Raw genomic sequence first — 14,962 nt, 5'->3', positions numbered from 1 at the left:
TTATAGCGATGGGGGCAAAAAATGACTAAACGTGTAAGATATACAGCAATAATCTTAATAGTATTTTTTATAAGCATTTTTTATAATACAGTAGTACTAGCTGATGAAATTAATCTTTCCAATAAAAAAAATTTAGATAATGGCAAAGTTAACTTTCAAAATATATCTATGAAAGATGGTTTATCTAGTAATGCTATAACTTGTATTTTTCAAGATTCTAAGGGGTATATATGGATAGGAACTGAAGATGGGTTAAATCAATATGATGGAAATGGGGTAAAAGTTTATAATTATGAAAACAGCACAGAAGATGGTTTGAGTTCTACATATATAACAAGTATTGCGGAGGATGAGCAGGGGTATATATGGGTTGGAACTTATGGCGGTTTAAATATCATTGATGGTGAAACAGAAAATATAGTTTGCTATGGTGATAAAAATAACTTGAGCAGCCCATATATAACAGATATTTATAAAGATAGTAATAATACTATGTGGGTAGGAACAGCTTCAGGGTTAAATAGGTATGATTCCGAAAGTGATAAATTTGTTAAATATTATTGGAATGATAGGGATAATGAAATTGCTAATAATTATATTACTGATATAAGTGAAGATGAAAATGGATTTTTATGGATAGCTACTAAATGTGGTATAGGTGGAATAAATATAAATGAATTAGATTATTATGCTAAGAATTTTGGGGAAGAAAATTCTAAGCAAATATACGCAATTGGTAGAAGTATAGATGGATATATGTGGGTTGCTAGTAAAAGTGGGATATATAAACATAATGTATTTGATAAAAAAACTAATATTTATAAAGTTAGATTTGATGATAGTATAGAAAACAGTATCGTTACAGTACTATGTGATATTGAAGGCAATGTATGGCTTGGAACCTCAGATGGACTAGTAAAATATAATGAACAAAATAATACAATTGAAACTTACAAAAAAGACATAGCATTTAATACTAGTCTAATTAGTAATTCTATCACCTGTTTATTTCAAGATAGAAATGGAGTTTTATGGATAGGAACTGATAATGGAGTGAGCATATTAAATACAGCTCAACAGTTTAGTAATAGCATAAATGACGCTTTAAGGAAAATGGATATACCATATAGTAGTATAACATCTATAATCGAGGATAGTAATAACGATTTATGGATAGGTACAGAGAGTAATGGAATAATAAACTTTATTGTAGAAACTAAAGAGACTGTTAGATATATATATGATGAGAATAATAATAACTCATTATCTAGTAATAAAATAAATAATATTTTCGAGATTGAAAAAAATAGATTTGTAATATCTACAGATAGAGGGGTAGATGTTTTATATAAAGATACAAGAAAGATAGAATGTAACGTAACTAGAGACTTAAGAGAAGAGTATACTAATGAAATATTAACTATTTTTAATGATGGATATGATTTGTGGATAGGTACTAATAATGGTTTTTTTAAAAGTGAAAATGGAACATATGAATTAGTAAACTACAATGAGAATTTTCAAGAGAAAGGAATAGATAATTATAGAGTTGTAGATATCTTTCAAGATGAAAGAGATAAAGATATATTATGGCTAGCGGGAGAACGATATAGCGGACTTATAAAATTTCATAAAACTGATGGTATTATAAAAAACTATGTAACAAGTAAAGACATCACTTCTATTAGCTATGACTTTGTAAATTGTATAGAAGGTGATGGAAATGGAGTTTTGTGGATAGGAACAAATTCAGGATTAAATAAATTTGATATAGAAACTGAAACATTTATAAGATATTCTCAAAAAGATGGACTAGTTAGTGATTATATAAATTCAATTGAAATAGATAGTTGTGGAAACTTATGGCTAGGAACAAATAATGGATTAAGTAAATTTAATATTGAAGAAAATAAATTTATAAATTTTTCTGAAATAGATGGAATTCAAGGAAGCCACTTCAATAGAGGGGTAAGCTTAAATATGGAGTGTGGTCAGGTACTATTTGGAACATCTACTGGAGTAGTATCTTTTAATCCAATGGAGATTAATGAAGATACATATAGAAATGAAAATGTTGTAATAGGAAAAGTAAGAATAAATGGTGAGTTAATTACTTTGGGAGATAAGAACCTAAATTTAAAGTACAATGAGAACAACATAATGTTTCAATATTTCCTTCCTGAGTATGGAAGATTAGGAGAGATAAATTATTTATACAAGCTTGAAGGAGTAGATGATGAGTGGAAATATATTAATAGAGGGTTATTTTCAAACTATACATTATTATCACCAGGTAACTACACTTTTAAAGTAAAGGCTATGAATAATACTGGAGACATTACAGAAGAAACAAGTTTAAATTTTACGATAAATAGTCCTATTTGGAAAACTAAAGCAGCATATTGTTTTTATATTTTTATTTTTTTAGCTATAATCTACTTTATATGGAACAGAGTTAAATTATTAAAAGCTATAGTTGAAAAACAGACTAAAGAAATAAATCGTCAGATGGATGAAAATAAAAAATTATATGAAAGAAGTTTAAAAAATGAGAAATTTAAAAATGATTATTTTGTAAATCTTTCTCACGAGTTAAGAACTCCTATAAATATAATATTATCTGTTTTACAATTGTTAAATTCTTTAGAGGATAGTGGAAATGTTACTAAAGAAAAAGCAAAACATTATATGGATGTAATAAAGAAAAGCTCTAATAATTTATTAAAGATTATAAATGATATTATAGATAGTTCAAAGATAGAGTCTGGAGCTTATAAAATAAATAAACAAGATAATGTAGATATAGTTTATTTAGTAGAAGAAACAGCTCTTAATATGAGCGATTATATAAAAGAAAAAGGACTTGAACTAATAATTGACCCAGAGATAGAAGAAAAAACAATATGTTGCGACCCAAAAGAAATAGAAAGATGTATTATAAATCTTATTGGAAATGCGGTTAAATTCACTGAAAGTGGTGGAAGAATTAGTATTGTAATTAAAGAAAATGAGAATTTTGTAAGCATTTCTGTTGAAGATACTGGACTTGGTATATCAAAAGATGACCAAGAGTTCATTTTTAACAGATTTGAGCAAGGAAAAGGTTCTGATTCAACTAAAGTAAGTAGTAGTGGGATAGGTTTAACATTAGTTAAATATATAGTAGAGCTTCATAATGGTAATGTTTCATTAGAAAGTGAAGAAAATCAGGGAAGTAAATTTACAATAACTTTACCTTTAGTTTAATTCTAGAAGGTAACTTTACAACTTAATAATTAAAATAAATTAGCATGTATATTTATGGAGATATATATGCTAATTTTTTATTAAATATAAGAATTAATTAATTAAATAAAGAAAAGATAATAAAGAAATAAATATATACTTAGGAGATTATTAATGGAAAGATTAGCAGAATTAATAAATAATTATGGATATATTATTATTTTTTTATCATTATTTTTAGAATTGATAGCATTACCACTACCAGGAGAAATCTTAATGGGATACTGTGGATTTCTTATTTATAATGGAAGTTTGAATTACACATTAAGTATTATAACAGCAGCACTAGGAGCTATATGTGGTATAACATTATCATATTTTATTGGTAAATTATTAGGAGTTCCGTTTTTTCATAAGTATGGTAAATATGTTCATCTCACTCCAGAAAAGTTAGATAAAATATCAGGATGGTTTGATAGATTTGGAAATAAATTATTGACTATAGCTTACTTTATACCTGGAGTAAGACATATTACTGGATATGTATCAGGAATAACCAATATATCTTTTAGTAAATTTGCCATTCATGCCTATATAGGTGCATTTATTTGGGCTATAACATTTATTACTATTGGTAAAGCATTAGGTGAAGATTGGAATTATTTACATAAGTATGCTACAAAGTACTTAATTATAGGAGCAATATTATTAGGGATTATCATAGTAGCTATATATGGTTATAAGAGATATGAAAAAGAGATAAAGAAATATATTTACTTATATATGAAAAATATAATTTCGGTTTATAATTCAATTAAGAAAGTTGAATTAGGCATAGTTATTGCAGGGATAGTGTATATAGCTTTAATAATAGTTACTTTTAAATTAATAGATGAGCATTTATCAAATGAAATGAGCTTATTTGATAGTATAACCTATAGAATTTTTAGAGGTGTTTTTTCAAAGAGTTTTATAGAGGTTATAAGTGGATTTAAAAATTTATCATCTGTATATATTGTAATCTTGGTAAGTATTTTAATGGTTGGGTGGATAACAGTAAAGCAAAGTCAGAAAGTAAAAAATATATTATTTATAATTTTTACAATTCTAGGTGGAGAGATATTTGTTGACATTTCTAACTATATATTTAAGAAGAGTAATTCAGCTATAGATATAGGAAGTATTTATAATAGCTTTCCAAGTAAAGATGTTTTTATAGTTTCTATTTTATTTGGGATTATTACATATTATATATTAAGGCAAAGTTATAGTAAAATTATAAAAACTATATCGATGATTATACTTATATCTATTTGTGCTTTTGTAGGAATAAGTGATATATATTTAAAAATTCAATATGCTAGTGGTGTAATTGTAGCTTATTTATTTGCTACTCTTTGGATTATCTTATGTATTACAATTTTAGAATTATGGAGTATTATACCTGAAGTTGCAAGTAAGTTAGAGGATTAGTAAAAGGTATAAGGAATTTTTTAGCTTTGACATCTATTTGTAATGTTTATATTATAAAATTAATATGATAATTTATATTTTAGGAATCATGGAAAATGGATGGAGGAGAGATAAAGTGATATGCCTATAAGTATGAGAGAGGAAGTTAATAATAGAGTTACAAGAAATAGAAAAAGAAAACGCAGAAAGTATATAGTAGCAGGAGTTATTATTATAACTACTTTTGGAATATATAAAATTAATTATTATTGCAAACAAAAGGAAGTGGCAAGTGTAATTATTGAAGAAAATAAATATATAGAGAATGAAGAAGCAACTATTAAAAATAGTAGATCAGCGTCTAATGAATACTTAATGTTGATTAATAAGGTAAGTGGTATAAACCAAAACTATATACCTCCGGATTTAGTAATTCCAAATGTTAAATTTAGAGTAGCTGATGATATGTGCAGAGAAATGAGAGTAGATGCTGCAAAAGCTTTAGAAAATATGTTTAATGATGCAATGAAAGAAGGAATAAACTTAATTGCAATTTCAGGATATAGATCATATGAGTATCAACAAGAAGTTTATGATAGAAGCGTTGCAATAGAAGGTCAGGAGTATACAAATAACTATGTTGCTGTACCAGGAACAAGTGAGCATCAAACTGGATTAGTAATGGATTTATTATCAGATGAATATTTAAGTTTAGATGAGGGGTTTGAGAATACAAGAGCTTTTCAGTGGCTTAAGGAGAATATGAGTAATTATGGATTTATACTTAGATATCCTAAAGGAAAAGAAGATATAACAGGATATGATTATGAACCATGGCATTTGAGGTATGTTGGAGTTGATGTTGCAGAAGAGATAATGAGTAAAGGCATAACCTTAGAAGAATATTTAAATAGTTAGTATTATATATATTTATAATACTAGGATTACAGTAAGAATGTATAAAAACTTCTAAAGAAAGATATTTTCTTTAGAAGTTTTTTTACTACATAGAGATTATATACGCCAAAGTTTAATTTATAGATAAGTGATGAATATTATATGTGATAAAGTTACACAAGGTGATGTAAAATGATAACAATTGCTGGTGTGAGGAATATAATTTATTAAGTGATAATTAATTTATCAACTTAAATGAATTATAGGAGAGTAAGAAGATGAAAGTCATTAATGAATCAGAATTTGTAAATGAAGTTAAAGATGGATTAGTTTTAGTAGATTTTTATGCAGAATGGTGTGGCCCATGTAAGATGCTTTCACCAGTTTTAGAACAAATAAATAAAGAAAATAAGGATATTAAAGTTGTTAAGGTTAATATTGATAATTCAAGAAATATAGCATCATATTATCAAATACAATCAATACCAACTTTAGTTTTATTGAAGGATGGACAATTTATCCATAGGATGATAGGTTTCAATCCTAAGAAAAAAATAGAAGAGTTTATAGCAAGAGGAAAATAAATTAATAAAATCACATAGAGATTTTATTTAAGTAAATTTCTGTGTGATTTATTTTTATATTTAGTAATATAATTAATTTATTAAATCAATTACAATATTAACATTATTTAAATGTTTTCATAAAGAATTGAAAAAATATTTATAAAATTTATAAATATTTGTTCCATTTTCAATAAAATGGTTGTATAATATGAATATATTAAATTAATATTTTGAGTGAACAAAGGCGTTCAATAGAGGGATAATCCCTATTCTATTGTCGTCTTTTTTTTTATTATAAAGGGGGAATATATTATGTCAAAGTATACAAGGGAAGATATTTTAAGATTAGTAGAGGAGAATGACATTAAGTTTATAAGATTGCAATTCACAGATATATTTGGATTCTTAAAAAATGTAGCTATTACTGATAGACAATTAGAGAAGGCCTTGGACAATAATATAATGTTTGATGGTTCATCTATTTCAGGATTTGTAAGAATTGAAGAATCAGATATGTATTTAAGACCAGATTTAGATACATTTTCTATATTACCATGGAGACCACAACATGGAAGAGTTGCTAGATTAATTTGTGATGTTTATACTCCTGAAGGACATGCTTTTGAAGGAGATCCAAGAAATATATTAAAGAAAGTATTAAAAGAAGCAGAGGATATGGGATATAGCTTTAATGTAGGGCCAGAATGTGAATTTTTCTTATTAGAAACTGATGAGAAGGGAAGACCAAAGTTAGAAACTCAAGATAAATCAGGATATTTTGATTTAAGCCCATTAGAAGGTGCTGAAAATGCAAGAAGAGATATGTGCATGATGTTAGAAGATATGGGATTTGAAATAGAAGCTTCTCATCATGAAGTAGCATATGGTCAAAATGAAATAGATTTTAAATATGCTGATGCATTAACTACAGCAGATAGTATTATGACATTTAAGTTAGTAGTTAAATCAGTAGCTCAAAGACATGGAGTATATGCAACATTTATGCCTAAGCCTTTCTTCGGAATAAATGGATCAGGAATGCACGTAAATATGTCTCTTATGAAAGATGGTAAGAATGCATTTTATGATGAAAGTGATAAATTAGCTTTAAGCAAAGATGCATATAGCTTTATAGCAGGACTTATGAAGCATGTAAAAGAATTAACTGCTATAACAAATCCATTAGTTAATTCTTATAAGAGATTAGTGCCTGATTACGAAGCACCAGTTTATATTGCATGGTCAGCAAAAAATAGAAGTCCACTTATAAGAGTTCCAGCAACTAGAGGAGCAGGTACAAGAATAGAATTAAGATGCCCAGATCCAAGTGCAAACCCATATTTAGCTCTAGCTTGTCTTTTAGCAGCGGGATTAGATGGAATTAAAAATAATTTAACACCACCAGCGTCAATTGAAAAGAATATATTCGGAATGAGTGTTGAAGAAAGAAAGAAAGAAGGTATAGAAAGTTTACCAGGAAGCTTAGAAGAATCTATTAAGTATATGGAAGAAAGTGAATTAATAAGAAAAACTTTAGGTGACCATACTTTCTATAATTATATTAAAGCTAAAAAAATAGAATGGGATGAGTACAGAACTAAGGTAACTCCATGGGAAATTGATAATTATTTAGAGCAATATTAAGATATTGTTAGATTAATAGTATTAAAGTAGAAATTCTATCAGCTAAATATATAACATATACTTAAGCTGAAAGAATTTTTGCTTAATACGATTTTAAGCATCTGTTTGATTGGAGGGAAAATATGCAAGAAAGAATTGTAATAGCTATAAATAATCTTGATGTTGCAGACAAATTAAGAATGGTATTATCTAACGCAGGATATTACATAGTTGCTACTACAAAGTCAGGAAATGAACTTACTAGAATAGTTAGAAGCAATGATATAAGTATTGTTTTAATTGGGTATAAGCTAAGTGATATGACTATCATGGATGTGTATGATAATATTGGAGAATTAACTAGTTTTTTAGCAATAGTTAATGAACAACATAAGGCTTATATACAGGAAGAAGTAGATATTTTTTGCATAACAAGTCCTATAAATAATGCAGTACTTCTAAATTCCATAGATATGGTGATACAAAGTCAAAGAAGATTTGGAATTTATAAGAAGAAAATTCATTCTTTAGAGCAGAAGATTGAAGATAGAAAATTTATTGATAAAGCAAAAGGTAAATTAATGAAAATAGAAGCTATTAGTGAGGAAGAGGCTTTTAGATATATTCAAAAACAAGCTATGGATAGAAGGAAAACTATAAGAGAAATAGCTGATGAAATATTAGATGAGATATAATTGGATTTTGTCCAAGCTAAATGGAGGGGTGTATGCATAAGGATTGTGGTTTATACAAAGGGGTATTTGAGCATGATGCGTGTGGAATAGGAGCTATAGCCAATATAAATGGTGAAAAAACTCATAAGACCATAGAGGATGCTCTTAATATATTAATAAATTTAGAGCATAGAGGTGGATCTGATGAAAACTCTGGTGATGGTGCTGGAATACTGTTGCAGATACCACATAGATTTTTTAAAGAAGAAGCTCAAAATTTAGGATTCATCTTACCTAAAGAGGGAGAATATGCTGTTGGTATGTTCTTTTTTTCAAATGATGAAGTTGAAAGAAATGAAACTATAAGATTGTTTGAAAATGTTGCTACTGAAGAAGGTTTAAAGATTTTAGCTTGGAGAGAAGTACCATATGATACAAATGGCTTAGGGGTAGAGGCTTTAAAAACTATGCCGTATTTTAAGCAAGTTATAATTGAGAAGCCTAAAAATATATTTTCAGGAATGGATTTTGAAAGAAGATTATATGTTTTAAGAAGAAGTTTTGAAAAAAGAGTTAAGGATGAGAAGACATATGTAGTATCTCTATCTTCAAAAACTATTGTTTATAAAGGGATGTTGTTAGCTGGACAACTTAAAAACTTTTATAAGGATTTAACAAATCAAAAAATTGAATCAGCTATAGCCATGGTTCACTCTAGATATAGTACAAATACAGTTCCAAACTGGGAGAGAGCTCATCCTAATAGGTATATAATTCATAATGGTGAAATTAACACACTAAGAGGTAATGTAAATAAATTATATTCAAGAGAAGAGACTATAACCTCAAGAGTTTTAGGAGATGAAATTAAAAAAGTATTACCAATTATAAATAAAGAAAGTTCTGACTCAGCTATTTTAGATAATACTTTAGAGTTTTTAACTATGAATGGTAGAGATATGGCAAGAGCTGTTATGATGTTAATTCCAGAGCCTTGGGTTAAGAATACTAGAGTTACAGAAAAGAAAAAAGCTTTTTATGAATATAATGGAACTTTAATGGAACCTTGGGATGGACCTGCTGCTATTGTTTTTTCTGATGGAGATAAAATGGGGGCTGTTTTAGATAGAAATGGTTTAAGACCAGCAAGATATTATATTACTAAAAATGATACCTTAATTCTTTCTTCAGAAGTTGGGGCATTAGATATAAAAAATGAAGATATAAGATATAAAGGTAGATTAACTCCAGGTAAGATGTTACTGGTAGATACTAAGAAGGGAAAACTTATTGAAGATAAAGAGCTAAAAGAAAGATATTATATGCAACATCCATATGATGAATGGTTAAGTGAAGGATTAGTTACATTAGATTCTTTATATGAAAGTAGAGTTGAAGAGATTGAAAGAGAAAGAAGAGGGAAACTCTTTAAAGCTTTTGGTTATAGCTATGAGGATTTAACAGGTACAATTTTACCAATGATGGAAAGTGGAGAAGAACCTTTAGGTTCAATGGGGATAGATACTCCACTGGCAGTTCTTTCGAAGAGGGAGCAACTTTTATTTAATTACTTCAAGCAATTATTTGCTCAAGTAACAAATCCACCTATTGATGCTATAAGAGAAGAAGTTGTGACATCTACTAATGTTTATTTAGGTACAGGTGGAAATATATTAGAAGATAAAAAGGATAATTGTAATTTAATTAAGTTAAATGATCCTATATTATCTGATGAAGATTTAGCAAAGATAAAGGCAATGTATGATGATAATTTTAAGGCTAAGGTATTAGAGATAGTATATGAAAAGACAAGTTCTGATAAAGATTTAGAAAAAGCTTTAGATAATCTGTTTGAAAATGCTTATAGTTCATATAAAGAAGGATACAATTTGTTTATTTTGAGTGATAAGAAGGTAAATGAAACTCAGATTCCAATACCATCTTTATTAGCAGTTTCAGGATTGCATAGATTTTTTATAAATAAAGGAATACGAACTGCTGTAGATATAATTGTTGAAAGTGGGGAGCCAAGAGAGGTACATCATTTCGCTACTCTTTTAGGATTTGGTGCTTCAGCAATAAATCCATATTTGCTTTACGAATCAGTACAAGAATGTAAAGAGATAGGATTAACAAATATAGAGTATAAGAAGGCTGTTAAAAATATAAATAAAGCATTAGTTAAAGGAATAATCAAGATATGCTCTAAGATGGGAATATCAACTATTCAATCTTACCAAGGAGCGCAGATATTTGAAGCTTTAGGTATAAAAGAAGATGTTATAAACAAGTATTTTACAAAGACAGTAAGTAGAATAGGTGGAATAGGGTTAGAAGAAATCCATAAAGAAACTTTAATTAAGCATAAGAAAGCTTTTGATAAGTACTATAATAATTTTGATTTCTCATTAGAAAGTAATGGAATGTATAAAGAGAGAAGTGGAAAAGAAGAGCATTTATATAATCCGTTAACTATTCATAAGTTACAAGAATCTACTAAAAAGAATGATTATAATTTATTTAAAGAGTATTCAGCTTTATTAAATAAAGAGAATAATGAAATAACTTTAAGAAGCTTATTAGATTTTAACTTTGAAGAAAATCCTATACCTATTGATGAAGTTGAATCTATAGAGTCTATAGTAAAAAGATTTAAAACAGGGGCAATGTCATATGGGTCTATATCAAAAGAGGCTCATGAAGCTTTAGCAATAGCAATGAATAGAATTGGGGGCAAATCAAATACAGGCGAAGGTGGAGAAGATAGTTCTCGATATATATTAGACAAAAATGGAGATTCTAGAAGATCAGCAATTAAGCAAATAGCTTCTGGTAGGTTTGGGATAACCACAGAATATTTAGTAAATGCTGATGAGATTCAAATTAAAATGGTTCAAGGTGCAAAGCCAGGTGAGGGAGGACATCTTCCTTCAAAGAAAGTATATCCATGGATAGCTAAAACTAGGGGATCTACACCAGCAGTTGAATTAATCTCACCGCCACCACATCACGATATTTACTCAATAGAAGATTTGGCTCAACTTATATATGATTTAAAAAATGCTAATAGAAAAGCTAGAATATCAGTAAAACTTGTAGCAGAATCAGGAGTAGGAACTATAGCTTCAGGGGTAGCTAAAGGTGGAGCTGATGTAATTTTAATTTCAGGATATGATGGTGGTACAGGGGCAGCACCAAGAACATCAATACAACATGCTGGGATACCGTGGGAGTTAGGAGTAGCAGAAGCAAATCAAACGTTATTATTAAATGGGTTAAGAGATAGAGTTACTATTGAAGTGGATGGAAAGCTTATGACTGGTAGGGATGTTGCTATAGCAGCTCTTCTTGGGGCAGAGGAGTTTGGGTTTGCAACAGCACCGTTAGTAACATTAGGTTGTGTAATGATGAGAGTTTGTAACTTAGATACTTGTCCAGTAGGAATAGCTACTCAAAATGAAGAGCTTAGAAAAAGGTTTAAAGGAAAACCAGAGTACGTAGTTAATTTTATGTATTTCATAGCTCAAGAATTAAGAGAATATATGGCCAAACTAGGTTTCAGAAATGTTGAAGATATGATTGGTAGAGTAGATAAGCTTAGGCAAAGAGATGATATAAAAGGGTTTAAAGGTAGCAAGGTTGATTTATCTTCAGTTTTATATGTTGATGAAAGATTTAAAGGTAAATCAGTAGTGAGAGATAAGAATAGAAAGAGTTATAACCTAGACAAAGTTATAGATACAACTTTATTACTACCTATGGTAAGTGAAGCTATAGAGAAAAAAGAAAATTTAGTTTTAAATATAGATATTAGAAATATCCACAGAACTTTAGGGACAATACTAGGTTCAGAACTAACTAGAAGATACGGAAAAGATGCTATGCAAGATGAAACTGTAAGAATTAAATGTAATGGTTCTGCAGGGCAAAGCTTTGGTGCATTTGTACCTAAAGGAATTACTTTAGAAGTTATAGGTGATGCCAATGACTACTTTGGAAAAGGATTATCTGGGGGAAAGCTTATAGTGTCTAAGCCTAAGGAATGTACATTAGAAGGTGAAGATAATATAATAATTGGAAATGTAGCACTTTATGGAGCAACTAGTGGTAAAGCTTTCATTAATGGTGTAGCAGGAGAAAGATTTGCAGTTAGAAATTCAGGAGCAATAGCAGTAGTTGAAGGTGTTGGAGACCATGGTTTAGAGTATATGACCGGTGGGACAGTAGTTATTTTAGGTGAAATGGGAATTAACTTTGCTGCAGGTATGAGCGGTGGAGTTGCTTATGTTTATGATAGTAAACTTATTTTAGAAAATAGAGTAAATAAAGATATGGTATCTATAGAAGGTCTAAATTATGATGAAGTAATGGAAGTTAGAAATCTTATAAGAGAACATTATAAAGAGACAAACTCTAAGATTGCTAAAAATATTTTAGATAATTTTGACTTTGAATCAGGATACTTTAAGAAAGTAATGCCAAAGGATTATGCGAAGATTATAAAATTAATAAATGAAAAAGTTAAGAGTGGATTAAGTAAAGCTGATGCAGCTTTAGAAGCTTTTTATGAAAGGAGTGGAGTTTAATATGGGAAGGCCTGATGGATTTTTAGTATATGAAAGAGAAACAGGAGAAAATATAGCTCCACTAGATAGAATTAATAATTATGATGAATTTCATAAGAGCTTAAGTGAAGATAAGCAAAAAGAACAAGGGACTAGATGTATGGATTGTGGAATTCCATATTGTCAAAGTGGTATTTTAATAAATAATAGAGTATCTGGTTGTCCTCTAAACAACTTAATCCCTGAATTTAATCACTTATTATATAAAGGTAATTATAAGTTGGCATTACAAAGATTATTAATGACAAATCCATTTCCAGAGTTTACTGGAAGAGTATGTCCAGCGCCTTGTGAACATGGATGTACAGTTGGACTTAATGGTGTATCAGTTAGCATAAAGGAAAATGAAAGATTTATAATAGATAAAGCTTTTAGCAATGGAACAATGCAGGCAAAACCCCCCATATGTAGAACGGGAAAAACTATTGCTATAGTAGGTTCAGGTCCAGCAGGACTTTCAGCAGCTTATATTTTAAATAAGTTAGGACATACAGTTACTGTTTATGAAAGGGAAGATAGAGTTGGGGGACTACTTATGTATGGTATACCTAATATGAAGCTAGATAAATCCGTTGTAAATCGTAGGGTTATGTTAATGAAAGAAGAAGGAGTAACCTTTTTAACTGGGGTAGATGTTGGAAAAGAGAGCAAGGTAACTTCTATGATACTCAATAATTATGACTCAGTTATCTTAGCAACAGGAGCACCAAAACCTAGAGATTTAAATGTTAAAGGCAGAGAGTTAAGAGGTATAGAGTTTGCTGTAGATTATCTAAAAGAAAATACAAGAACTTTATTATCACCGAAAATAGATAATAATAATTATATAGATGCAAAGAATAAAAATGTATTAATTATTGGTGGAGGAGATACAGGAACAGATTGTGTTGCGACAGCTTTAAGACAAGGAGCTAAATCTATAATACAACTAGAAATAACAGATAAGCCACCAAAAGCTAGGAGTGATAATAATCCTTGGCCACAATGGGCAAATATTTTTAAAGAAGATTATGGTCAAGAAGAGTATGTAGCTAAGTTTGGGAAAGATCCAAGAAAATATTTAACTTCAGTAAAAGAGTTAATTGGTGATGAAAACGGCAATGTTAAAAAAGCTGTAATAACAAACGTAAAATGGGAAAAAACTGAAGATAATAGAGTTGTACCTATACCAGTAGAAAATAGTGAAAAATTAATAGGTGTAGATTTAGTTTTAATTGCTATGGGATTTTTAGGGTCTGAAGATTATTTAGCTCAAGCATTAGAAATAGAATTAAATAATAGAGGAAATATAAAAGCTGATGATAAAAGCTATAAAACAAATAAAGATAATATATTTGTTTGTGGAGATGCTAGAAGAGGTCAATCTTTAGTGGTATGGGCTATAAGAGAAGGAATAGATGTAGCTTATAATGTTCATAAATATCTTGTTAAATAGGATTAAAGGATGTCCAATTTGGACATCCTTTATATGCGTAATAGAAATAAGTTTTTCATATTAATATGTTTGCACGAGCAACTAGTTTAATTTTCTGAACTAAGTTGAGCTATTCCTAATGATGTAAGACCAATTGATAATAGAGTTATAGATGTGTTTATATCAATAGTTGTTATAATTGATAAAGCTAAAGTTGCTACTCCCATAGATAAACCAACTACTTTGAAAATAGTATTAATAGTTTTTTTATTCATGTAATACCTCCAAATATTTTTAGTAATATAAAAAATATATGTTAAACTATATATTGATTATACATTTATTGGAATAATGATATAAAAAATGTATAATTAAGATTAACTACGTAATTAAATGTATATAGGGATATATGTAGTATTGATATTCAATATAGTTGAGTGAATAAAGATGAAAATAATGTGCACAAATATTTAGTTATAAGGAAGA

At 28.7% G+C, this 14,962-nt stretch carries 9 protein-coding genes; 8 read left to right on the top strand and 1 reads right to left on the bottom strand.

Going from position 1 to position 14,962, the window contains the following annotated elements; genetic code table 11:
* Nucleotides 1–21: 21 nt before the first annotated feature.
* The 8 genes from ARA56_RS02780 (at nucleotide 22) to ARA56_RS02745 (ending at nucleotide 14,497) form a co-directional block, all read left to right on the top strand.
* Nucleotides 22–3,246: a ligand-binding sensor domain-containing protein gene (locus ARA56_RS02780; protein WP_055263719.1), complete on the top strand. Its 3,225-nt coding sequence runs from the start codon at nucleotides 22–24 to the stop codon at nucleotides 3,244–3,246.
* A 153-nt stretch (nucleotides 3,247–3,399) separates the two neighbouring features.
* Nucleotides 3,400–4,698, top strand: coding sequence for a VTT domain-containing protein (locus ARA56_RS02775; RefSeq protein ID WP_055263717.1), 1,299 nt, complete (start codon nucleotides 3,400–3,402; stop codon nucleotides 4,696–4,698).
* Nucleotides 4,699–4,818: 120 nt separating this feature from the next.
* Nucleotides 4,819–5,595, top strand: a complete 777-nt coding sequence (locus tag ARA56_RS02770; protein ID WP_055263715.1) for a M15 family metallopeptidase — start codon at nucleotides 4,819–4,821, stop codon at nucleotides 5,593–5,595.
* A 257-nt stretch (nucleotides 5,596–5,852) separates the two neighbouring features.
* Nucleotides 5,853–6,158: a thioredoxin gene (gene trxA, locus ARA56_RS02765; protein WP_055263713.1), complete on the top strand. Its 306-nt coding sequence runs from the start codon at nucleotides 5,853–5,855 to the stop codon at nucleotides 6,156–6,158.
* A 294-nt stretch (nucleotides 6,159–6,452) separates the two neighbouring features.
* On the top strand, nucleotides 6,453–7,784 hold the full coding sequence (glnA, locus tag ARA56_RS02760) for a type I glutamate--ammonia ligase (protein ID WP_055263711.1): 1,332 nt from the start codon (nucleotides 6,453–6,455) through the stop codon (nucleotides 7,782–7,784).
* Nucleotides 7,785–7,906: 122 nt separating this feature from the next.
* Nucleotides 7,907–8,458, top strand: coding sequence for an ANTAR domain-containing response regulator (locus ARA56_RS02755; protein WP_055263709.1), 552 nt, complete (start codon nucleotides 7,907–7,909; stop codon nucleotides 8,456–8,458).
* A 20-nt stretch (nucleotides 8,459–8,478) separates the two neighbouring features.
* Nucleotides 8,479–13,023, top strand: coding sequence for a glutamate synthase large subunit (gene gltB, locus ARA56_RS02750; RefSeq protein ID WP_055263707.1), 4,545 nt, complete (start codon nucleotides 8,479–8,481; stop codon nucleotides 13,021–13,023).
* A gap of 1 nt (nucleotide 13,024) precedes the next feature.
* Nucleotides 13,025–14,497 (top strand): glutamate synthase subunit beta, encoded by a 1,473-nt coding sequence (locus ARA56_RS02745; RefSeq protein WP_055263705.1) that lies wholly within the window; start codon nucleotides 13,025–13,027, stop codon nucleotides 14,495–14,497.
* Nucleotides 14,498–14,583: 86 nt separating this feature from the next.
* On the opposite strand, the gene ARA56_RS16570 is transcribed toward ARA56_RS02745, so the two are convergent.
* Complete coding sequence (locus ARA56_RS16570; RefSeq protein ID WP_156334249.1) at nucleotides 14,584–14,751, bottom strand: hypothetical protein; 168 nt, start codon at nucleotides 14,749–14,751, stop codon at nucleotides 14,584–14,586.
* Nucleotides 14,752–14,962 lie beyond the last annotated feature (211 nt).

This window comes from Clostridium disporicum (assembly GCF_001405015.1).
In the GTDB taxonomy this organism is placed as follows: Bacteria; Bacillota; Clostridia; order Clostridiales; family Clostridiaceae; genus Clostridium; species Clostridium disporicum_B.
Note: the sequence above shows the minus strand (reverse complement) of the source record. Positions and strands in the feature narration are given on the sequence as shown.